The organism is Komagataeibacter rhaeticus (genome assembly GCF_003207855.1).
Classification (GTDB): Bacteria; Pseudomonadota; Alphaproteobacteria; order Acetobacterales; family Acetobacteraceae; genus Komagataeibacter; species Komagataeibacter rhaeticus.
On sequence record NZ_NKTZ01000001.1, the window covers coordinates 439,521 to 459,256 of the forward strand.

Below are 19,736 nucleotides of genomic sequence, written 5' to 3' on the forward strand. Positions count from 1 at the left end.
GGGTTCAGCAAGGGCAAACCATGCGGGCACGCATGGTCATGAAACGGGTGATGCGCCCGACAGTTCGCGTGACCGGCGCGCCGCCGCCCGTACGGCGGTGGCAAGGGCGGCAGGCCAGGCGTCCGGGGCCATCAGCACCTCAAGCGCCTGCTGCGTGGTGCCGCCGGGACTGGTCACGTTGCGGCGCAGGGTGGCGGCGTCCATGCCGCCCTGTATCATGAGCGCGCCCGCACCCGCCACCGTCTGGCGGGCGATCTGGCGGGCCAGGGCGGGGGGAAGGCCCTGGGCCACGCCGGTTTCCTCCAGCAGTTCGGCCAGCAGGAAGACATAGGCCGGTCCACTGCCGGATATGGCGGTCACCACATCCATCTGGTCTTCATGGTCTATCCAGGCCACGTCGCCCACCGCGCGCAGCAGGCGCGTGCACAGGGCACGCTGCGCGGGTGTCGCGGCGGGGGGGGCGTAGCATACGCTCATGCCCTGGCCAATGCTGCTGGGCGTGTTGGGCATGGCGCGGATCACCACCGGCATCGGGCTGCCCGCGGGCAGGGCATCGGTCAGCCGGTCGGCCAGGTCGCCCGACCGGCGGCCCGCCAGAACCGACAGCACCGGCGCGCGTAGCGCGAAGGGGGCGATGGCGGACATGACGGCGTCCACCTTCTGCGGTTTGGTGGCCAGTACGATCATGCCGGGATGGAAGCTGTCGGGAACCTCGTCCTCGCTGCGCACCAGATGGTGCGGGGCGGGGACGGAAGGGCGGTGCCGGTCGATGATGAAGGAAGGGGCAAGCCCTTCCTTCAGCCATCCATCAAGCATGGCGCCACCCATGTTGCCGCAGCCGACAAGCAGCACGGGGGGAAGCATGTCCGCCATCAGGCCATGCCCGCGCAGTCCAGCATGGCGGCTTCCAGCGCCTCGGCGGGTTTCTTGCCGCCCCACAGCACGAACTGGAAGGCGGGGTAGAAGCGTTCGCATTCCGTCAGGGCGATATCGATCATGTCCTCCAGGCTTTCCATGGAGGCCCCGCGTGATCCGCGCAGCAGCACGGCATGGCGGAAGACCGGGGTGCCATGTTCCAGGTCCATGCCGAAATGGCCGATCCACAGCCGCTCATTGGCCAGGGCCACCAGTTCGAACAGGTTCTGGCGCTGCTCGGCGGGGACCTTGAGGTCGAACGTGCAGGTAAAATGCATGGCGCTGACTTCTTCCGACCAGCAGAAGAACAGCCCGTAATCGCACCATTTGCCCGGTGCCTCGGCAGCCATTTCCGAATCGCTGCGGCGTTCGAAATTCCAGTCGTATCCGCCCACGATCTGTTCCATCAGATCGAGTGGATTCGTATTGCGTGTGCGTGTTGTCTGAGTCAGAGCAGGCATGTGGCACTCCCCGAAGCCGTCGTGGAGGAAATCCGGCGTGCTGGCCGGATTCCGTGTCTCTGCAACCCGGTCCGTGTCCTGTTGCGGGGAATCAGGGCGCGGACCGTCCTGATACCCTATGGCGCGCGGGCACCGGCTGCAAGCGTTGTGCTGGGGCGGGGTGATCAGGCGTGCGGCCGGGGGGTGGGCGCGGTCAGGCTGGCTTCCAGGTCGGATACGCGTTCTTCCAGCCGGGCAATCCGGTTTTCCATTTCGGACTGGGCCAGCCGGGCGCGGGTGGCCACTTCGCGCACCACCTCGAATTCGTCGCGGCGCACGAGGTTCAGGCTGCCCAGCGTCTCGTCCACACGGGCGCGGACGATGGCGCCGATTTCCTCACGCACGCCGGCAAGGGCGGAAAACGCCCCACCGGCCACACCGGCAAGGTCATCAAGAATGCGGGGCCTGTCGGACATAATGGGTACTCCATGAACGGACCGCGCCGCGTCTTCTGTCAGGCCACGGGCGGGATGAAAGCCGCCACTATAGACACATTGCCGCCTCAGGGCTATCCGCACGATAGTCATGGGCGCGCATGGGCCGCGCCACCGACTTCCAGGCGGCAACAGGCGGGGTGCGGGACAGTGATCGTGATTACGGGTGGCGCGGGCTTTATCGGTTCGTGCATGCAGCAGGCCCTTCATGCGCGTGGCGTGGAGACGGTGGTGGTGGACTGGCTGGGCAGCGCGGGCAAGTGGCGCAACCTGCGCCATCACGCCCCCGGCCGGATCATCGCCCCCGAGGCGCTTGACGCATGGCTGGCCAGCGGGCCGGATGTGGGGGCCGTGATCCATCTTGGCGCCATAAGCGAGACCACGGCCACGGACGGGGATCTGGTATGGCGCACCAACGTGGACCTGTCCCACCGTCTGGCGTCATGGTGCGCGCATGCGGGCGTGCGCTTCATCTATGCCTCGTCCGCCGCCACCTATGGGGCCGCCGACCGGGTGGAGCAGTTCAGCGATGACCCGGGGGCGCTGGACCACCTCAGCCCGCTCAACCTGTATGGCTGGTCCAAGCAGGCATTCGACACTGGCCTGCTGCACCGGCTGGAAAAGGGGGAACTGCCCGGCCTGTCCTGGGCGGGGCTGAAGTTTTTCAATGTCTATGGTCCCAACGAATACCATAAGGGCCGCATGATCTCGGTGGTCAGGGTCAAGTATGACGAAGCCCGCGCGGGCCAGCCGCTGCGCCTGTTCCGCTCCGACGTGCCGGGCCTGGCCGACGGGGCGCAGGCGCGCGACTTCATATGGGTGGGGGACGTGGTCGATGTCATGCTCTGGCTGCTGGACCACGGGCATGTCAGCGGGCTGTTCAACTGCGGCACGGGGGTGGCGCGCACCTATGCCGATCTGGCGCATGCGGTGTGTGACGCGGCGGGTGTCGCCCGCCAGATCGAATTCATCGACATGCCCGAAAGCCTGCGCGGCCAGTACCAGTCCTTTACCTGTGCCGACATGCGCAGGTTGCGCGCCGCGGGCTACAGCCGCCCCTTCACCACGCTGGAGGATGGCGTGCGCCGCTACGTGCAGGACTATCTTGCCCGCCCCGACCCCTATCTTTAGGTACCCTGCCCGTGGGCGTCCTGCCTGGTGCCGCCGCAACCCTGACATGAAAGTGGGCCGATGCTGCCTGTCCTGATCTTTCCGCAGTTCGATCCGGTAATGGTCCATTTCGGGCCGTTCGCCATCCGCTGGTACGCCATGGCCTATATTGTCGCACTGGTGGCGGGGTGGCGGATCGCGCGCCATCTGATGGCCCTGCCACCACGGGCCGCGACCACGGTACAGGTGGATGACTTCCTGACATGGGCCACGCTGGGCGTGGTGCTGGGGGGGCGGCTTGGCTACATCCTGTTCTACCAGCCGGGCTATTACCTGGCCCATCCGCTCAATATCCTGCAGGTCTGGCATGGCGGCATGTCGTTCCATGGGGGGGCGGCGGGGGTGATCATCGCGCTGATCGTGTTCACACGCCTCAACGGGTTGAGCTTCCTTGCCTTTTCGGACCGCATCACGACGGTGGTGCCCATCGGGCTGGGGCTGGGGCGCATTGCCAATTTCATCAATGGCGAACTGTGGGGCCGCCCCGCGCCGTCCTCCCTGCCATGGGCCATGATCTTTCCCGACGCCGGGCCGGAACCACGCCACCCGTCCGAACTGTACGAGGCCTTTGCCGAGGGGCTGGTGCTGTTCACCGTGCTGTGGTGCGTCTCGCGCAGCCTGCGCGCGCGGCAGCATCCGGGGTTCATCGCGGGGCTGTTCCTGTTCGGTTATGCCGTGGCGCGCACGGTGTGCGAATGCTTCCGCGAGCCTGATGCCTTCATCGGCTTCCTGCCCTTTGGCGTGACCATGGGGCAGGTGCTGTGCGTGCCCATGGCCATTGGCGGGGCGGGGCTCATGCTCAATGCCTGCCTGCGGCCGGCGCGCACATCCGTCATGGCCGCGCCGGAACCGGAGCCGGAAGCCGTGGATGGCGGGGCAGCGCGGTGAGGGACGGGGCGGAACGCCTGGACCATTTCATGGCCCGGGCCAATGCCGCCTATTACGCGGGCTGCGACCCGTTTGCCGATTTCATCACGTCACCTGAAATATCGCAGATGTTTGGTGAACTGCTGGGGGCGTGGGTTGCCGTTGCATGGGGGCAGCTTGGCAGCCCGGACCCGTTCATGCTGGTGGAGGCCGGGCCGGGCCGGGGCACGCTCATGGCTGATGCGCTGCGCCTTGTGCGCCGTGTCGCCCCGGCCTGCCACCGGGCCGTGCGGCTTCACCTGATCGAGACATCACCGCGCCTGCGTGGCGTACAGGCGCATGCGCTGGAGGGGGGCACCCTGATTCCGCCCTGCTGGCATGACAGCCTTGCCACCGTGCCGGATGGCCCGATGATCCTGCTGGCCAACGAATTCCTTGATGCGCTGCCCATCCGCCAGTTCACAAGGCGGGCAGGGGGGTGGGAGGAACGGTTTGTGCATCATGGCGCGTTCGTGGGGGCGCCCGCATCCTTTCCCGCCACCCATCCCGCCCGCGGGCGGGCGGTGCCAGAGGGGGCGGTGCTGGAAACCTGCCAGCCCGCGTTGGATTTCACGCAGGCCCTTGCCGCCCGGCTGCGGCGATGGTCGGGTGCGGCGCTGCTGATCGATTATGGTTATGACGCGCCCGCGTGGGGGGACAGCCTGCAGGCCCTGCGCGATGGCCGCCCGGCGGACCCGTTGCGCGATCCCGGCACGGCGGACCTGACCGCGCATGTTGACTTCCGCTCCATCGCACAGGCCGCGCATGGCGTGGATGTATGGGGCAGCGTGCCGCAGGGGCGGTTTTTGTCCGCGCTGGGGCTTGCGGCGCGGTGCGCGCGGCTTGAGCGCGCGGCCCCGGACCAGGCGGCGGCAACCCGTGCCGCGGCGGCAAGGCTTGCGGCGCCGGAGCGCATGGGCCAGCTTTTTCGCGTGCTCGGGCTTGCGGCGGGGCTTGCGGGTGACCTGCCGGGCTTTGCGGGCCGACGCATGGATGACGACGGGACAACACCCAACGGGGGAACACGATGATGACGGACAGCGCCATTACGGATGCACAGGTCGTGCGCGCACCGCTTCTGGCCGCCGCCCGGCACGGGTTCTTTACCCGGCAGGGGGGTGTTTCGACCGGCCCGTATGCCAGCCTGAACTGTTCCACCCGCTCGGCCGATGCGCCCGAAGCGCTGCGTGAGAACCGCCGCCGCGTGGCGCAGTACATGGATGTGCCGCCGGGGAACCTGCTGGGCCTGACGCAGGTGCATGGCGCGCGCACCCTGACCGTGACCAGCCCATGGCCGACAGGTGCCGGGCCGGAGGGGGACGGGCTGGTGACCAGCCAGCCGGGCCTTGCGCTGGGTGTGATTACCGCCGATTGCGCGCCCATCCTGTTCAGCAACGCACAGGGCACGGTGGTGGGGGCCGCGCATGCGGGCTGGCGCGGGGCATGTGGGGGTATTGTGGAGTCGGTGGTGGCCGCCATGGGCGCGCTGGGCTGCGCGCCGGACGGGATCAGCGCGGTGGTCGGGCCCTGCATCGCCCCCCACAGTTATGAGGTGGGACCGGACATGCGTGATGCCGTGCTGGCATGGGATGCATCCGCCGCCCGCTTTTTCACGCCGGCCAGCCGGCAGGGGCATTTCATGTTCGACCTGCCCGGCTACTGTGTCGGGCGGCTGGCGCGTTGCGGTGTGGGGCGGGCCGTGGCGGTGGGACTCGACACATTGCATGATGAAGCCCGGTTTTTCAGCCATCGCCGCCGCACGCTGGCCGGCGGTGGCCCGATTGGCCACCAGATTTCCGTTATTGCCTGCCGGGCGATATAGAAGGATCATGATGTCAGAAGTTTTTGCCCGGCGGCTGGTCATGATGTCAGCCGTCGCCGCGCTTGGCGCCCTTGGTGGCTGCGTGAACATGCCGCATCCTTTCCGCCCCACGGGCGCGGGCAGTGTGGCGCAGGCACCGACCGCGCGGCTGGCGGTGCCGGTCTCGACCGGGCCGGGCACGGACGCGGCGGCGGCACAGGTCTGGCAGCATGCCATGGTCGATGCCCTGCTGGCGCAGTCCGTGCCCGCCATGGCCCAGCCCGTGCGCCCCGGTGACTGGTGGCTGAAGATGACGGCCACCACCAGCAATGGCGCGATCGTGCCCATCTATGCCGTCATGACCCCCAAGGGCGAGGAACGTGGCCATATGGCGGGCGCGCCCGTTCCCGCGGCCCAGTGGCAGGCGGCGGATGGACAGGCCGCCGCCCGTTCGGCACAGGTGGCGGCACCCGGCGTGGCCGAACTGCTGACCGGGATTCAGGCGGCACAGATGCAGAAGGACCCCAACAGCCTCAAGAACCGTCCGGCGCATGTGTATTTCGCAGGCGTGCGTGGCGCGCCGGGCGATGGGGACCATGCCCTGGCGCAGGCCTTCATCGCGGCCTTCCCCGATGCGCATGAGGATATCCGGCATACGGCGGCGGGGGCTGATTACACCGTGCGGTGCACCGTAGTGCTCAATGATGCCGTGACCACGACATCGCTCAACCGCCAGCAGCATATCGTGCTGACATGGCAGGTAGTTGACGCACAGGGCAAGGAAGCAGGGGCCGCCACCCAGATCCATGACATCGCGGCCCATTCCCTGGACAGGAAATGGGGAGCGGTCGCGGTATCGGCCGCCGATGAGGCGGCAGGGGCCGCCCGGCAGATCATAACCCGTTATTCCGGCCGGGCGAATGCGCCGCTGGCGGCGGATGGCACGCTGGCCGCGCCGCAGCAGCCTGTCCCGTCCCGGCTGGCGGCGGGGGAAAGGGGGGCGCCGCCGGCCGCCGCCGTGGCACCTGCGCCCGGCACGCCGGCCGTTCCCTCTGTGCCTGTTTCCGTAGCGGCTGGCACGCCTGCGCCAGTGACGACCCCGGTGGCGGCTCCCGTTGCCGTTCCCGTGGCCCCTGCCGTGACGGTACCCACGTCACGCCCTGCTGCAGCACCTGCAATGGCGGCCGGGACTGTTGCCACCCCGGTGGTTCCTGCCACGGCGCCGGTGGCCGCCAGGCCTCCGGCATCCGTCCCCCGGCCGGTGGCAAAACCCGCGGCTCCCGCCCTGCGGCAGCCGGAGCGGTGGCCACCCATGCCCAGTGCTACCGCTACCCCCGTCCCCGATGCGGGCACGGCCACCGTGCATGAAATCAGTGGCACGCCCGTAACGGTGGCACGTCCGGTGGCGCCGCATCCCTTCCCCGGTGTGGTCCTGCCGCCAGCCGGCGCCGGTGTGACGGATCAGCAACGACGGGCTGGTGTGCGGCTGCCGCCCGCCATAGACAGGTGACAGGTTATGTGCCGGTTGTTAGAAGGCGGCACATAAAGAACGGGGGTGCGGAAAAACGCCTGCCCCATCGCCTGTATCGCCGCCCGGGAGCGCCATACGATGAAAATTGTCGCCTGTAACAGCAACCTGCCTCTGGCCGAAAAGGTCGCGATGGAACTGGGGTTGCCGCTCTGCAATGCGACCGTGCGGCGTTTTGCCGATATGGAAATCTTTGTCGAGATTCATGAGAACGTGCGTGGCGAGGACGTGTTTGTCATCCAGAGCACCTGTTCCCCCACCAATGACAACCTGATGGAACTGCTGATCATGCTTGACGCGCTGCGTCGCGGGTCGGCACGGCGCATCACGGCGGTCATGCCGTATTTCGGCTATGCCCGGCAGGACCGCAAATCCGGCCCCCGCACACCCATCAGCGCCAAGCTGGTCGCCAACATCCTGGTCGAGGCCGGCGCCAACCGCCTGCTGACCATGGACCTGCACGCCATGCAGATCCAGGGCTTCTTCGATATCCCGGTGGACAACCTGTACGCAGCCCCCCTGTTCACGCGCGACATCCGGGGCCGCATGAAGCTTCAGGGCGAGCCGCCGCTGCCCTATGACGCGCCGCCGATGGACATTCCCGGCGGGCCGCACAATCTCATGATCGTCTCGCCCGACGTGGGCGGCGTGGTGCGTGCGCGCCAGCTGGCGCAGCGGCTGAACGTGGATCTGGCCATCATCGACAAGCGGCGTGAGCGCGCCGGTGTGTCCGAAGTCATGAACGTGATCGGTGACGTGCGCGGTCGCTACTGCATTCTGGTGGATGATATCGTCGATAGCGGCGGTTCGCTGTGCAACGCGGCGGAAGCGCTGATGAAGCATGGTGCGGCCGCGGTGGAAGCCTACGTGACCCATGGTGTGCTGACCGGCAGCGCGGTCAGCCGCGTGGGCCAGTCCCCGCTGGGGATGCTGACCCTGACCGACAGCATCATGGCGACCGAGGCGGTCAAGGAATCGGCCAATATCCGCCAGATCAGCACGGCGGGCCTGATCTCGCGCGCGATGCAGGCCATCTCGGATGAAAGTTCGGTTTCCTCGCTGTTTGACTGACGGTGGCATTGACCATGGCTGGCGCGGGGCGTTACCCCCAAGGGGTTGTATCAAGAAGGAACGCCCCATGACCGACCTGATTTCCCGGCCCTACTGGTATCTGCGCCACGGGGAAACCGACTGGAATGCACAGGGCCGGTCACAGGGGCGCACGGATATCCCGCTCAATGCCACCGGCATTGCGCAGGCGGAGGCGGCGGGCCTGCTTCTGGCGCGGCACTGGCGTGACCATGCGCCGATCGTGCGCATCGTATCCTCGCCGCTGGTGCGCGCGCGCCGCACGGCTGAAATCGTGGCTGACCAGCTTGCCGCCCATGGCGCCCCCCGTTTTGACGTGGCGGTGGATGACGGGCTGAAGGAAGTCTGCTTCGGGGACGAGGAAGGCAAGCCGATGGGCACATGGTACGACAGCTGGATCGCAGGGGACTACACGCCCGCCAATGGCGAAAGCTTCGCCGACCTCCGCGCGCGCGCGGTATCGGCCGTCAACCGTGCGCTGGAGCATGAGGGCGTGCCGCTGATCGTCTGCCACGGCGCCATGTTCCGTGCCCTGCGCGCGGCCATGCATCTCAAGCCCAATGTGCGCCTGCCCAATGCCACCCCCATGTGGGTCGAACCCGGCCCCACGCCGGTCTGGAGCCTGAGCGCCCTTTCCTGAAAAACCGGGCACGGGTAAGGCCTGGGTGATTGCATCGGACGCGGTTTTCCGTTAAAGGCCGCGCACGCGCTGGCACCCCTGGAGGCCCGCGCGCTTGTGTTTCAGGAGCAAACAAGTGACCAAATTCACGAAAATCGAAGTCTCTTCGCGCGCGAAGGCTGGTAAGGGGGCAGCGCGTGCAACGAGGCGTGCCGGGCTGGTGCCCGGTGTCATCTATGGCGCAGGCCAGGAACCCGTCCTGATCGCGCTTGACCCCCGCATCGTCTACCGTGAACTGCACAAGTCCGGCTGGCGCTCGCGCATCTATGACATCTCGGTGGAGAAGGGCGCCTCCGTGCATGCCCTGCTGCGTGAAGTGCAGCTGCACCCCGTGTCCGACGCGCCGATCCATGTGGACTACCAGCGCCTGGCCGCTGGCCACAAGGTGCATGTGGAAGTGGAAATCCGCTTCGAGGGTGAAGAAGTCTCCCCCGGTGTCAAGCGTGGTGGCGTGATGAACATTGTCCGCCACACGGTGGACGTGGTGGTCGATCCGGCCAATATCCCCGAGTTCTTTACCGCCGACCTGTCCAAGCTCGACTTCCACGACAACGTGCGCTGGGAAGACCTGAAGGGCACGGAGAACGTGACCCCCGTGCAGCATGACAACAACTTCGTCATCGCCAACGTGGCCCCCCCGAGCATTGACGAGGACGCCGAGGCCGCTGAAGCCGAAGCCACCACCGAGGGCTGATCCCCCCCACCGCCCGGATACACGACAGGAGATGAACGATGCTGCTCTGGACCGGTCTTGGTAACCCCGAGCCGGGGATGAGCCGGAATCGTCACAATGTCGGGTTCATGGCGGTGGACCGGATTGCCGCGCGCCACGGGTTCGCCCCGTGGCGCAGGCGCTTCCGTGGTGAGGTGGCCGAAGGCATGGTGGGGCGGCACAAGGTGCTGCTGCTCAGGCCCATGACCTACATGAACCTCTCGGGCGAGAGTGTTCAGCAGGCGGCCGCCTTCTATAAACTGCCAGCCGAATCCATCACGGCGTTCCATGATGAACTGGACCTGGACCCCGGGCGCATCCGCGTGAAGCGTGGCGGCGGGGCGGCGGGCCATAACGGCCTGCGGTCGATGGACCGCATGCTGGGCACGAAAGAATACTGGCGCGTGCGGCTGGGCATCGGGCATCCGGGCAGCCGCGAGCGTGTGACGGGTCATGTGCTGGGTGACTTTTCCCGCGCGGACCACGAGTGGCTTGACCCGATGCTGGATACGCTGGCCGATGAGGCCACGCTGCTTGCGGACGGGAAGCCGGAACTGTTCATGACAAGAATGGCCGCGCAGGCCGGGGAGTAAGGGCGTATGGGCTTCAACTGTGGCATCGTGGGCCTGCCGAATGTCGGCAAATCGACGCTGTTCAACGCCCTGACCGAGACCGCTTCGGCGCAGGCCGCGAACTATCCGTTCTGCACCATCGAGCCCAATGTCGGGCGCGTGGCGGTGCCCGATGCGCGGCTGGCCAATCTGGCGCGTATCGGCAAGTCGCAGAAGATCCTGCCCACCAGCCTTGAATTCGTCGATATCGCGGGCCTGGTGCGCGGCGCGTCACGCGGGGAAGGCCTGGGCAACCAGTTCCTGGCCAATATCCGCGAGGTGGATGCGATCATCCATGTGCTGCGCTGCTTCGAGGATGACGACATCACCCATGTCGAAGGCGGTGTTGATCCCATCCGCGATGCGGAGATCATCGAGACCGAACTCATGCTGGCCGACCTTGAATCGCTGGAAAAGCGGATCGTGGCGCTGCAGAAGAAGGCGCGCGGCAATGATCGTGAGGCGGCGGCCCAGGTCGAACTGATGGAACCGCTGATCGCGGCCCTGCGCGAAGGCCGCCCCGCGCGTGAGGCGATCCCGGCGGGGCAGGAGGAAGCGGTGCGCCGCCTCCAGCTCATGACATCGAAGCCGGTGCTGTATGTCTGCAATGTCGATGAGGCATCGGCGGCAACGGGCAACGAATTTTCCGAGCGCGTGCGCGCCCGCGCCGAAGCGGAGGGGGCGGCGATGGTTGTCGTCTCCGCCGCGATCGAGGCCGAGGTCAGCCAGCTTGGGGCGGAAGACCGCGTGGAATTCCTTGAGGGCCTGGGCCTGAAGGATAGCGGGCTGGACCGGGTGATCGCGGCGGGCTACCGCCTGCTGGGGCTGAACACCTACTTTACGGTAGGCCCCAAGGAAACGCGGGCCTGGACCATTACCGAAGGCACCAGGGCCCCGCAGGCGGCCGCCGTCATTCACAATGATTTCGAGCGTGGCTTCATTGCCTGCGAGACCATTGCATATGATGATTACATTGCCTGCAATGGCGAAGCGGGCGCGCGTGAGGCGGGCAGGCTGCGCATCGAGGGGCGGGATTACGTGGTGCAGGACGGGGATGTCCTGCTGTTCCGCTTCAACGTCTGATACAGGGGCCGATACGGGATGTCCCGGTTGGCCATCATGCAAGGAGTAACGGATCATGGACAAGGCTGTTGCAACCCCCGCGCGGGCTGATGCACCGCAGCCGGACGTGATCCGCGCCATGACCCTTGCCGCGCGCCAGGCCGGGCGTGTGCTGGCCCGCAGCAGCACCACCACCCGCAACGCCGCCCTGATGGCCGCGGCCCAGGCGCTGCGTGCGGCCCAGCCTGAACTGCTGGCGGCCAATGCGCGTGACCTGGCCGCCTTTACCGGCGCCAGTGCGTTCCGTGACCGGCTGACGCTCAACCCCGAACGGGTCGAGGCCATGGCGCTGGGGCTGGAGCAGGTGGCCGGCCTGCCCGACCCGGTGGGCCATGTCATGGCGGAATGGGACCGGCCCAACGGGCTGCGTATTCGCCGGGTCGCCACCCCGGTGGGTGTCATCGGCATGATCTATGAAAGCCGTCCCAACGTGGGCGCGGACGCGGCGGCGCTGTGCATCAAGTCCGGCAACGCGGTCATCCTGCGGGGCGGATCGGACAGCCTGAACAGCGCGCGCGTCATCCATACTGCCATGCAGGCCGGGCTGAAGGCCGCCGGCCTGCCGGTGGACTGCGTGCAGATCCCGCCCGATGCGGATCGCGCGCATGTGGCTGCCATGCTGGGGGCGGCGGGGCTGATCGACCTGATCATTCCCCGTGGCGGCAAGTCGCTGGTCGAACGGGTCTGTGCCGAGGCCCGCGTGCCGGTACTGGCCCATGCCGAGGGGCTGTGCCACACCTATGTCCATGCCGCCGCCGATCTGGAAATGGCGCGGCGCATCGTGCTGAACGCCAAGCTGCGCCGGCCGGGCATATGCGGTGCGACCGAGACGCTGCTGGTGGATCAGGCGATCGCGCCCAGGATCCTGCCCGGCCTGATCGAGGATCTGGCCACCCGTGGCTGCACCTTCCGTGCCGATGAGTGCGCGCGCGCGGTCGTGCCCGACCTTCCCGCCGCGACGGATGCGGATTTTGCCACCGAATGGCTGGATGCGGTCCTGTCCGTTGGTGTGGTGGATGGCGTGGAGGATGCGCTGGCGCATATCGCCCGCTACGGCAGCGCGCATACCGAGGCCATCGTGACGGAAGACGAAACCGCGGCCACGACGTTCCTGAACGGAACGGACAGCGCGGTGGTCATGTGGAATGCCTCCACCCAGTTCTGTGATGGGGGAGAGTTCGGTTTCGGGGCCGAGATCGGCATAGCCACCGGGCGTTTCCATGCCCGTGGGCCGGTCGGGCTGGAGCAGCTGACCACCTACCGCTACGAAGTGATCGGCACCGGACAGGTCCGGGCCTGAGCCTGTTGCGCGGCACGGGGGCAGCCCCGTCGGTCCGGGGGGACGGGCGGTCCATGCGCGTGGGCCTGCTGGGGGGATCGTTCAACCCGGTGCATGAAGGCCATATCCAACTGGCCTGCCGGGCGTTGCGCCAGCTCCGGCTTGATCAGGTCTGGTTCCTGGTCTCGCCGGGCAATCCGCTCAAGCCCGCGGCGGGCATGGCGCCGCTGGCGCAGCGGCTGGCCGGGGTGCGGGCGCGCCTGCGGGGGCTGGGCACGCGCAGGCTGGTTGCAACCGATATCGAGCGCCATATCGGCACACGCTATACGGTCGATACGCTGGCGCGCCTGAAACGGCTTTTCCCGCATGTGCGGTTTGTCTGGCTCATGGGGGCGGACGGGTTGGCCCAGATGGGGCGGTGGCGGCGCTGGACCGATCTGGTCCGCATGGTTCCGCTCGCGGTTCTGCCGCGACCGGGTTATAATGGCCCGGCACTGCACGGGCAGATCGCCCATATCATGGCACCCTGGCGCCGCCCCGCGCGGGAAGCGGGAAGGCTTGCCCTGTGCACGCCACCGGCATGGGTCTTTCTTCCCGCGCCACAGAACGCTATATCAGCTACAGAAATACGTGCATCGCAGGCCGGGTCCGGCCACCGACGGGAGTAACAGCCATAACCAGAAAGCCTACAGCCGAGGGCAGCGCCAGGCACCGCACCGGCAGCCCCCTCTCCGCCGGGCAGCCGCGCGTGACCACAGGCGCGCTGGGCAGCGCCATGCAGGTGCCGGGCACGCCACGCAAGAAGGCAGCCGTGGCTGGTCCCACCGCCACCCGGACGCGCGAACCCGACCCCCGTGTCGACCAGTTTCTGGAAATCATCACCACCAGCCTGGAAGATGACAAGGCCGAGGATATCGTGGTGATCGACCTGACCGGACGGGCTTCCTTCGCTGACCGGATGGTGATCGCAACCGGCCTTGCGGACCGGCAGATCGCGGCCATGGCAGCCCATATCGACCGTAAGCTGGGGGAAGCGGGGCTGAAGCGCATCCGCACCGAAGGGGCAGGCGGTTCCGACTGGGTGCTGCTGGATGCGGGTGACATCGTGGTGCATCTGTTCAAGGCCGAAGCGCGTGCGCTGTACGGGCTGGAGCGGATGTGGGGCGCTGACCTGGATGTGCCGCCGGATGCGCCAGCCACCCCGGTGGAATAATCTTGTTTCACCTGATTGCCGTAGGCCGCATGAAGGACCGGGTGGAGCGTGACCTGTTTGAACGCTATGCCACCCGGCTTTCCCCCCGCATCAGGCTGACCGAACTGGCGGAAGGGCGCGGGGCACCCAATGAGATCAAGCGCCGCGAAGGACAGGCCATTCTTGCGGCGCTGCCTGAACGCGCATTGGTTGTTGCCATGGACGAAGGGGGCCGGACCTACGACAGTCTGACCTTTTCACGCGCGGTGGAGCAGTGGGTCGAAACCCCAAGGCCATTATGTTTCGTGATTGGTGGAGCCGAGGGGCTTGATGCCCCGGTCGTACAGCGGGCCGATCATACACTGTCGCTTGGCAGGATGACCTGGCCGCACATGCTGGTGCGCGGCATGCTGGCCGAACAGCTCTATCGCGCCCGCGCCATTTCGGCCGGCCATCCCTATCATCGGGCTGGTCGGCCCTGACGTTTTTTAGACCCTAGCGCAGGGAACGATTCGGCACGTCATCCGTATAGGCCAGTGAAGACGTTGCGCGGCCCGCGGCAATGCCCTCGGGGGCTTCCGCCACTTCCGTGCTGTTGTGGCGGGTACGGGGCTGCGCCTGCGCCATCACGGTGGGGTTGCTGTGCATGGCTTTCTGATACGTGGTCAGCATCACGTCCGAACCTGCGGCCGGGCGGGCGTAAATGAAGCCGTAGGTGGGATAGATGCTGCCAAACCCGCCGCTATGGTTGTTCAGTGCCACGCGCACGGCCGACCAGTCATTGTTGGGGGAAACGTCAATGACAGGAACCGCGCGGCTGATACCGCCCTGGCCCCAATGCGACTGATCGATGATGATCGTGCGGCTGTTGACCAGCTGCCGCACCACGGCTACATGGCCCAGCGGCATGCGGCGCGTGCCACGGAAGTTGAGTACGCTGCCTTCCTCGGGCGCGCTGCCACGGGCGTAGCGCCCGGCTGCGTTATACCACCAGTCGACCGCGTTGCCGCGGATTTCGACATCCGATGCCGATTTGGCAAAGGCCACGCACTGGATCACATGACCCCGCTCATGTCCGTGCCCGCGGCGCAGGGCTGCATGGTGAATGGCATGGCCGTGCGTGGCGGTGGCTGCGGCGGGATGGATGTGGCTGGCATGCCGGGTTGTATGGGCCTGCCCCTGTTCCGAAAACATGAATCCGAACGTGGCGCCAAGGACGGAAAGCAGGAGGCCACGCTTCATGTTTCTGATCCACATTTTCTACAATCTCTCCACCGCATTGGGGTGATTCTTTAATAACTGGCTCACATCGTGTTCATCGAGTAGCAAGCCCGTTGCAAGTCTGACAAGCCTGCGCTGTGAAGGATGAACAGCAACAGGACAGATTTCCCCTAAAAAGGGTATCTTAATAAAAAAATAGGAATAAATTCTTTATTCGGACCAGTCAGCCCCTGTTTTTTGGGCATAAAAAGGCCGTAAACAGTCAGTGAGAACAGAAGTGGAATGATTCTGGGAAGACAGGAAAGTTGCAAAAATGTGACATGTTTTGCACTGCCCCACCTGTCTTCCCATATGTCTTATTTGGTGGCGATCACCATGATTTCGACCAGTACGTCCGGATGGGCCATCTTGGCTTCCACGCAGGCGCGGGCAGGGGCGCCGCCCTTGGGCAGCCAGGGGCTCCATACGGCGTTCATGGCATCACGGTCGTTGATGTCCTTCAGCCAGATCTGGGCCTGCAGCAGGCGGGTGTTGTCGGTGCCGTGCAGTTCCAGCGCCTCATCGATCTGGGTCAGGATGTCCCTGGTCTGCGCCGTGATGTCGGCGGACAGGTCGCGGGCCACGAATCCCTGCGTGAACAGGAAGCCATGATATTCCACAACCTTGGACAGGATGGCGTTGGGCTCGGTGCGGATGATCTTGCTCATGTCATTGGTCCTAGTTGGTTGGCAGGCATGCGGGCATGCCGCATGTGCTGCCCTCTCTCTTTGCGCCGGTCCGGGCCAAGGTCAACCGCCTGCAAAAAGACGTGCGTACTCAGCCAGCCGGGCAGGGGTATCGAAATCCTCGGTTATTTCCGGGCCGGCCGCGACCTGCGGCATGTCCGCCCCGTACCGGTCCAGCAATGCGCGTGCCCCCCTGTCGCCCGCCTGCGTCATCAGGGCGGGGAACAGGCGGCGGCTCCACAGGATCGGGTTTCCGCGCCGTCCCGCGTGCACCGGCATCACGCCCGGACAGGCCGGATGGGCGGCAAAGGCAGCGATCATGCGGTCCAGCAGGGTAGAGGAAATCAGGGGCATGTCCCCCAGGCAGATCAGCGTGCCCGCCACGTCGTGCTGTGCCGCCACCGCCATGCCGGCGGCCAGCGTGCGCGAAAGCCCGGCTTCATGGTCGCGCGCGCTGATGCATAGCGGCATGCGCTCTGGCGGGATGCCCCGCAGGGCGGCGGCCTGGATTTCGGTGCTGCGATGTCCGAACACGATCACAAGCGGATCGGCCCGGCAGGCGGCTACCGCGCGCAGCGTACGGGCGATCATGGGCAGGCCGGTTGCATCGGGGGCCAGCAGCTTGTGCGCGGGCGCCGTGCGGCTGGAGGCCCCCGCCGCCAGCACGATGGCCGCGACACAGGGGGCGGCCCTGCTCACGCCCAGCCCGATACGCGCCCCAGCGGCCTGTCATGGCGCACGGCCACGATTTCGGCCAGGATGGAAAGGGCAATCTCGGCTGCTCCCACCGCGCCGATGGCAAGCCCCACGGGGCCATGGATGCGGGCGATCTGCGCGGGCGTGAAACCGGCATCCCCCAGCCGTTTCACGCGGGAAGCCTGGGTTTTGCGCGAACCCAGCGCGCCAATATAAAAAGCATCACTGCCCAGCGCGTAGTGCAGTGTCGGGTCATCAAGCTTGGCGTCGTGGGTCAGGGTCACGATGGCGGTCTGGTTATCGACCCCCATCTGCGCCATTGCCTCGTCCGGCCAGTCGGTGTGCAGTGTGATGCCGGGAAAACGCTCGGCTGTCGCAAGCTGGGTGCGGGGGTCAACCACCGTTACGTCAAAGCCGGTCGTCTGCGCCATGGGGGCCAGCACCTGTGCAATGTGCACGGCACCCACAACCAGCAGGCGGGGCTGCATGGGCACAAGGTGGAGGAACCACAGGGCCTGCCCCGTATCGTCCTCCAGCCGCAGGCTGCGGCCGGTTGCAAAGACTTCCGCCGCCCGGGCGTGGAGTTTCGTCTCCAGCCCGTTGTCCGGCTGCGGTCCGGGTGGGGCGGCATCCCGGTACAGCAGCCGCGTGCGGCCTGTTGCCAGTTCGGTCGCCATGATGACCGGTACGCGCGCGTGGCGTTTTGCGGCCACCGTTTCCAGCAACTCCAGATCCAGCGTGCCCTGCGGATGTTCGGGGGTGCGGATGGCGGTCACGTACACATCCAGCAGTCCGCCACACGCAAGGCCGACCGCCCACGCCTCGTCGCTGGATACGCCATAGGACAGGGCGACGGGCCGGCCCGTGTCCATTACGGTGCGGGCTTCCTCGATCACGGCGCCTTCAACGCATCCCCCGCTGACCGACCCTTCTATGCGGCCATTGGCGCATACGGCCATCATGCTGCCGGCCGGGCGGGGGGAACTGCCCCATGTCGAGGTTACTGTCGCCATGGCGCAGGGCTGTCCCGCCCGTGCCCAGTCGATCAGCAGATCCAGCGGATCCTGCAGGGATGAAATCTTTGTCATGGCAGGGCTACTCTATCAGCACGCATGCAGGCATGCCAGCCGGTAGACATGCGCGGGCCGCCACCCCATGTTGTGTCACAACACGCTGCCGCCCCGCATCGGGCCGGTGCATGAATGGAGTAATGAAATGAGTTATGTGGATCCCGTCTGGTATGTTGTTGCCGATAGCATTCATGCCCGTATCCTCAAGCATGGTGAACATGGGCTGGCCACCTTCACCCATCTCAAGAGCGATGACGCGAAGGGCATGGATGCCCCGCGCAATGGGGCTTATGGCAAGGTCATTGCCGAATTCCTGAACAGGGCCGTGCGTGCGAAGGAAACGCCGGGTCTGGCCATTGCGGCACCGGGGGAGGTGATGCACCAGATCCGCACCCATCTGGATGTGCAAGCCCGCCCGCTGGTGGTGAAGGAGGTCGAGCACGACCTGACCAACACCCCCGACCATAACCTTGCATCGCATTTTGATATTCCGGCCACCGGCTGGCCGCTGGCCAAGGAGCGCTGATCCGCTTCACTGGCCGGTTGATGCGCCCTGCGGTAACGTGGGGCGCATTTTTATTAGAGTTAGGGTCATTCCATGCAGGCTCCCCTGTCGCTCGAAATCGTGCCCGTTACCGCATTCGGGCAGAACTGTTCCATTTTATGGAATCCCGCCACACTTCACGCCGTGGTGGTCGATCCGGGTGGGGATGTGCCGCGCATCATGGCGTTCATTGCCGCGAAGGACCTGGTGGTGGACTCCATATGGCTGACCCATGGCCATCTGGACCATGCCGGCGGGGCGGATGCCCTGCGGCGGGAACTGACGGCCCGGCAGGGAAAGGCCGTGCCCATGATCGGGCCGGACAGGGCGGATGAGCCGCTGCTGTCCGCCATCCCGCAGCAGGCGGCGCTGTTTGGCGTGACGGGCCTGGAAAGCGTGCAGCCTGACCGATTTGTCAGCCATGGTGAAACGCTGGAGGCACTGGGCCACAGTTTCGAGGTCCGCCATGTGCCCGGTCATACGCCGGGGCATGTCATATTTTATGATCCCGCATCCCGCTTTGCCTTTGTGGGGGATACACTGTTCCGTAGCGGCGTGGGGCGGACGGATTTCCCTTATGGTGACCATGACCAGCTGATCGCGGCCATCCGTGACCAATTGCTTCCGCTGGGCGATGATGTCACGATCCTGCCCGGTCATGGCCCGGCAACGACAATCGGTGCTGAACGTGCAGGCAATCCCTTCCTGACGTGACCATGGATAACAGGGTGCAGGAGAAAAACAGCTTATGATGTCCCTCAAGCCCGGCCGGTGGCTGGCTCTGGCCGCATGCATGGCCGCCGTTTCCGTTCCCGCCATGGCAGCGGAAGAAACGGGGGAACCCACCCACGCCCAGGCCCCGCTGCCCACCGTGGCGCTGACCATCACGTCGGCCAATGGTACGAAACACGCCTTTACGGTGGAAAAGGCGATGACCCCGCGTGAACAGCAGGTGGGCGAGATGTTCCGCCCGTCCGTCCCGGCTGACGGGGGCATGATCTTTGTCTGGCCGTACCCGCGCCAGAGCGACATGTGGATGGAAAACACCAGGGCTTCGCTCGATATCGTTTTTATCGGCGCCGATAATCGCGTTTCCTCCATTGTCGAGAACGCCGTCCCCCTCAGCCTGGCCCGAATCAGCAGTCACGGTCCCGTGCGCGCAACGCTGGAATTGCAGGCCGGTATTACCGAAAAGCTGGGAATCGTGGTGGGAGACCGGGTGGATTCGGCCGTGCTGAACAATGGACCATCATCCAAGTAAGTCTAATATTTGTTGGTTTCCCGCCGTTTTTTGGTTTTTCCCTGAGATATTTTTCCTTTTAGGTGCATTTTCTGATTGACGGTTTTGGGGGTGGGACCTATATCCGCACTCACCGGCGGCGCTGAGGGAAACTTCTTGAGGTTGCTGGTGAGATTTGCTAGGTTATTCGGCCCGATTGGGCTTTGGTCTTTGACAAGAGAATAGAGAGAGTATCTGGAAGGGATATGCTGGCGGCGCGGTTGTTGCTCTTTAGGGCGATGATTGGCGGCCTGGACTGGGTG

25 protein-coding genes are annotated in these 19,736 nt (G+C 66.0%); 17 read left to right on the top strand and 8 right to left on the bottom strand.

Translation table 11 applies throughout. The features are described from left to right. Positions 1-36 precede the first annotated feature (36 nt). The 3 genes from proC to CFR78_RS02085 form a co-directional block, all read right to left on the bottom strand. Positions 37-873, bottom strand: a complete 837-nt coding sequence (gene proC / locus CFR78_RS02075; RefSeq protein ID WP_034927195.1) for a pyrroline-5-carboxylate reductase — start codon at positions 871-873, stop codon at positions 37-39. Then, complete coding sequence (locus CFR78_RS02080; RefSeq protein WP_014106114.1) at positions 873-1,376, bottom strand: type III secretion system chaperone family protein; 504 nt, start codon at positions 1,374-1,376, stop codon at positions 873-875. Before CFR78_RS02080 ends, proC begins: the two co-directional genes overlap by 1 nt. Before the next feature lie 164 nt (positions 1,377-1,540). Continuing rightward, positions 1,541-1,831, bottom strand: coding sequence for an accessory factor UbiK family protein (locus tag CFR78_RS02085; protein ID WP_007398824.1), 291 nt, complete (start codon positions 1,829-1,831; stop codon positions 1,541-1,543). A gap of 168 nt (positions 1,832-1,999) precedes the next feature. On the opposite strand from CFR78_RS02085, the gene rfaD reads away from it, so the two are divergent. The 14 genes from rfaD (at position 2,000) to CFR78_RS02155 (ending at position 14,420) form a co-directional block, all read left to right on the top strand. Next, a complete protein-coding gene (rfaD, locus tag CFR78_RS02090; RefSeq protein WP_007398825.1) occupies positions 2,000-2,980 on the top strand; it encodes an ADP-glyceromanno-heptose 6-epimerase in 981 nt (326 codons plus the stop codon). A 60-nt stretch (positions 2,981-3,040) separates the two neighbouring features. Beyond that, entirely contained in the window at positions 3,041-3,907 is an 867-nt protein-coding gene (gene lgt / locus CFR78_RS02095; RefSeq protein ID WP_110580958.1) for a prolipoprotein diacylglyceryl transferase, read from the top strand. Between the two features lie 29 nt (positions 3,908-3,936). After that, entirely contained in the window at positions 3,937-4,956 is a 1,020-nt protein-coding gene (locus tag CFR78_RS02100; protein WP_034927306.1) for a class I SAM-dependent methyltransferase, read from the top strand. Next, on the top strand, positions 4,953-5,747 hold the full coding sequence (gene pgeF, locus CFR78_RS02105) for a peptidoglycan editing factor PgeF (protein WP_034927202.1): 795 nt from the start codon (positions 4,953-4,955) through the stop codon (positions 5,745-5,747). Before CFR78_RS02100 ends, pgeF begins: the two co-directional genes overlap by 4 nt. Positions 5,748-5,754: 7 nt before the next feature. Next, positions 5,755-7,236: a hypothetical protein gene (locus tag CFR78_RS02110; protein ID WP_034927205.1), complete on the top strand. Its 1,482-nt coding sequence runs from the start codon at positions 5,755-5,757 to the stop codon at positions 7,234-7,236. A gap of 99 nt (positions 7,237-7,335) precedes the next feature. Further along, positions 7,336-8,325, top strand: coding sequence for a ribose-phosphate pyrophosphokinase (locus CFR78_RS02115; protein WP_034927308.1), 990 nt, complete (start codon positions 7,336-7,338; stop codon positions 8,323-8,325). A 67-nt stretch (positions 8,326-8,392) separates the two neighbouring features. Further along, positions 8,393-8,983: a histidine phosphatase family protein gene (locus CFR78_RS02120; protein WP_007398831.1), complete on the top strand. Its 591-nt coding sequence runs from the start codon at positions 8,393-8,395 to the stop codon at positions 8,981-8,983. Between the two features lie 115 nt (positions 8,984-9,098). After that, complete coding sequence (locus CFR78_RS02125; protein WP_007398832.1) at positions 9,099-9,716, top strand: 50S ribosomal protein L25/general stress protein Ctc; 618 nt, start codon at positions 9,099-9,101, stop codon at positions 9,714-9,716. Positions 9,717-9,754: 38 nt separating this feature from the next. After that, on the top strand, positions 9,755-10,327 hold the full coding sequence (gene pth, locus CFR78_RS02130; RefSeq protein ID WP_007398833.1) for an aminoacyl-tRNA hydrolase: 573 nt from the start codon (positions 9,755-9,757) through the stop codon (positions 10,325-10,327). 6 nt (positions 10,328-10,333) lie between these two features. Continuing rightward, on the top strand, positions 10,334-11,428 hold the full coding sequence (ychF, locus tag CFR78_RS02135; protein WP_034927208.1) for a redox-regulated ATPase YchF: 1,095 nt from the start codon (positions 10,334-10,336) through the stop codon (positions 11,426-11,428). A gap of 55 nt (positions 11,429-11,483) precedes the next feature. After that, a complete protein-coding gene (locus tag CFR78_RS02140; RefSeq protein ID WP_110580959.1) occupies positions 11,484-12,767 on the top strand; it encodes a glutamate-5-semialdehyde dehydrogenase in 1,284 nt (427 codons plus the stop codon). Between the two features lie 53 nt (positions 12,768-12,820). After that, on the top strand, positions 12,821-13,414 hold the full coding sequence (locus CFR78_RS02145; protein WP_051671976.1) for a nicotinate-nucleotide adenylyltransferase: 594 nt from the start codon (positions 12,821-12,823) through the stop codon (positions 13,412-13,414). A gap of 107 nt (positions 13,415-13,521) precedes the next feature. Then, positions 13,522-13,959, top strand: coding sequence for a ribosome silencing factor (rsfS, locus tag CFR78_RS02150; protein ID WP_034927312.1), 438 nt, complete (start codon positions 13,522-13,524; stop codon positions 13,957-13,959). Between the two features lie 2 nt (positions 13,960-13,961). Next, a complete protein-coding gene (locus tag CFR78_RS02155; protein ID WP_034927220.1) occupies positions 13,962-14,420 on the top strand; it encodes a 23S rRNA (pseudouridine(1915)-N(3))-methyltransferase RlmH in 459 nt (152 codons plus the stop codon). 13 nt (positions 14,421-14,433) lie between these two features. Here the strand turns inward: CFR78_RS02155 and CFR78_RS02160 are convergent, their stop codons facing one another. The 4 genes from CFR78_RS02160 to CFR78_RS02175 form a co-directional block, all read right to left on the bottom strand. Continuing rightward, on the bottom strand, positions 14,434-15,180 hold the full coding sequence (locus tag CFR78_RS02160) for a CHAP domain-containing protein (protein WP_083824463.1): 747 nt from the start codon (positions 15,178-15,180) through the stop codon (positions 14,434-14,436). Between the two features lie 335 nt (positions 15,181-15,515). After that, a complete protein-coding gene (locus CFR78_RS02165; protein ID WP_007398841.1) occupies positions 15,516-15,866 on the bottom strand; it encodes a RidA family protein in 351 nt (116 codons plus the stop codon). 81 nt (positions 15,867-15,947) lie between these two features. After that, the gene (locus CFR78_RS02170) at positions 15,948-16,583 is read right to left on the bottom strand and encodes a nucleotidyltransferase family protein (protein ID WP_034927223.1); all 636 of its coding nucleotides are present in this window, start codon (positions 16,581-16,583) and stop codon (positions 15,948-15,950) included. Next, entirely contained in the window at positions 16,580-17,668 is a 1,089-nt protein-coding gene (locus tag CFR78_RS02175) for an XdhC family protein (RefSeq protein ID WP_034927225.1), read from the bottom strand. Before CFR78_RS02175 ends, CFR78_RS02170 begins: the two co-directional genes overlap by 4 nt. A gap of 127 nt (positions 17,669-17,795) precedes the next feature. Here CFR78_RS02175 and CFR78_RS02180 point away from each other — a divergent pair, with 127 nt between their 5' ends. The 3 genes from CFR78_RS02180 (at position 17,796) to CFR78_RS02190 (ending at position 19,455) form a co-directional block, all read left to right on the top strand. Further along, positions 17,796-18,176: a host attachment protein gene (locus CFR78_RS02180; protein WP_034927320.1), complete on the top strand. Its 381-nt coding sequence runs from the start codon at positions 17,796-17,798 to the stop codon at positions 18,174-18,176. A 72-nt stretch (positions 18,177-18,248) separates the two neighbouring features. Then, the gene (locus CFR78_RS02185) at positions 18,249-18,908 is read left to right on the top strand and encodes an MBL fold metallo-hydrolase (RefSeq protein WP_110580960.1); all 660 of its coding nucleotides are present in this window, start codon (positions 18,249-18,251) and stop codon (positions 18,906-18,908) included. 34 nt (positions 18,909-18,942) lie between these two features. Further along, positions 18,943-19,455, top strand: coding sequence for a DUF192 domain-containing protein (locus tag CFR78_RS02190; RefSeq protein ID WP_034927229.1), 513 nt, complete (start codon positions 18,943-18,945; stop codon positions 19,453-19,455). Between the two features lie 2 nt (positions 19,456-19,457). On the opposite strand, the gene CFR78_RS16420 is transcribed toward CFR78_RS02190, so the two are convergent. Further along, positions 19,458-19,736 (bottom strand): hypothetical protein (locus tag CFR78_RS16420; protein WP_220032400.1); only part of this gene is annotated, 279 nt, incomplete at its 5' end.

Excerpts from the sequence above, each read along its gene's own strand:
- CFR78_RS02115 (WP_034927308.1), top strand. The coding sequence starts at position 7,336 with ATGAAAATTGTCGCCTGTAACAGCAACCTGCCTCTGGCCGAAAAGGTC.
- CFR78_RS02085 (WP_007398824.1), bottom strand. The coding sequence starts at position 1,831 with ATGTCCGACAGGCCCCGCATTCTTGATGACCTTGCCGGTGTGGCCGGT.
- CFR78_RS02110 (WP_034927205.1), top strand. The coding sequence starts at position 5,755 with ATGATGTCAGAAGTTTTTGCCCGGCGGCTGGTCATGATGTCAGCCGTC.
- CFR78_RS02175 (WP_034927225.1), bottom strand. The coding sequence starts at position 17,668 with ATGACAAAGATTTCATCCCTGCAGGATCCGCTGGATCTGCTGATCGAC.
- CFR78_RS02160 (WP_083824463.1), bottom strand. The coding sequence starts at position 15,180 with ATGAAGCGTGGCCTCCTGCTTTCCGTCCTTGGCGCCACGTTCGGATTC.
- CFR78_RS02145 (WP_051671976.1), top strand. The coding sequence starts at position 12,821 with ATGCGCGTGGGCCTGCTGGGGGGATCGTTCAACCCGGTGCATGAAGGC.
- lgt (WP_110580958.1), top strand. The coding sequence starts at position 3,041 with ATGCTGCCTGTCCTGATCTTTCCGCAGTTCGATCCGGTAATGGTCCAT.
- CFR78_RS02140 (WP_110580959.1), top strand. The coding sequence starts at position 11,484 with ATGGACAAGGCTGTTGCAACCCCCGCGCGGGCTGATGCACCGCAGCCG.
- CFR78_RS02165 (WP_007398841.1), bottom strand. The coding sequence starts at position 15,866 with ATGAGCAAGATCATCCGCACCGAGCCCAACGCCATCCTGTCCAAGGTT.
- rsfS (WP_034927312.1), top strand. The coding sequence starts at position 13,522 with ATGCAGGTGCCGGGCACGCCACGCAAGAAGGCAGCCGTGGCTGGTCCC.
- CFR78_RS02185 (WP_110580960.1), top strand. The coding sequence starts at position 18,249 with ATGCAGGCTCCCCTGTCGCTCGAAATCGTGCCCGTTACCGCATTCGGG.
- CFR78_RS02120 (WP_007398831.1), top strand. The coding sequence starts at position 8,393 with ATGACCGACCTGATTTCCCGGCCCTACTGGTATCTGCGCCACGGGGAA.
- CFR78_RS02080 (WP_014106114.1), bottom strand. The coding sequence starts at position 1,376 with ATGCCTGCTCTGACTCAGACAACACGCACACGCAATACGAATCCACTC.
- CFR78_RS02100 (WP_034927306.1), top strand. The coding sequence starts at position 3,937 with ATGGCCCGGGCCAATGCCGCCTATTACGCGGGCTGCGACCCGTTTGCC.
- proC (WP_034927195.1), bottom strand. The coding sequence starts at position 873 with ATGGCGGACATGCTTCCCCCCGTGCTGCTTGTCGGCTGCGGCAACATG.
- ychF (WP_034927208.1), top strand. The coding sequence starts at position 10,334 with ATGGGCTTCAACTGTGGCATCGTGGGCCTGCCGAATGTCGGCAAATCG.
- CFR78_RS02190 (WP_034927229.1), top strand. The coding sequence starts at position 18,943 with ATGATGTCCCTCAAGCCCGGCCGGTGGCTGGCTCTGGCCGCATGCATG.
- CFR78_RS02180 (WP_034927320.1), top strand. The coding sequence starts at position 17,796 with ATGAGTTATGTGGATCCCGTCTGGTATGTTGTTGCCGATAGCATTCAT.
- pth (WP_007398833.1), top strand. The coding sequence starts at position 9,755 with ATGCTGCTCTGGACCGGTCTTGGTAACCCCGAGCCGGGGATGAGCCGG.
- pgeF (WP_034927202.1), top strand. The coding sequence starts at position 4,953 with ATGATGACGGACAGCGCCATTACGGATGCACAGGTCGTGCGCGCACCG.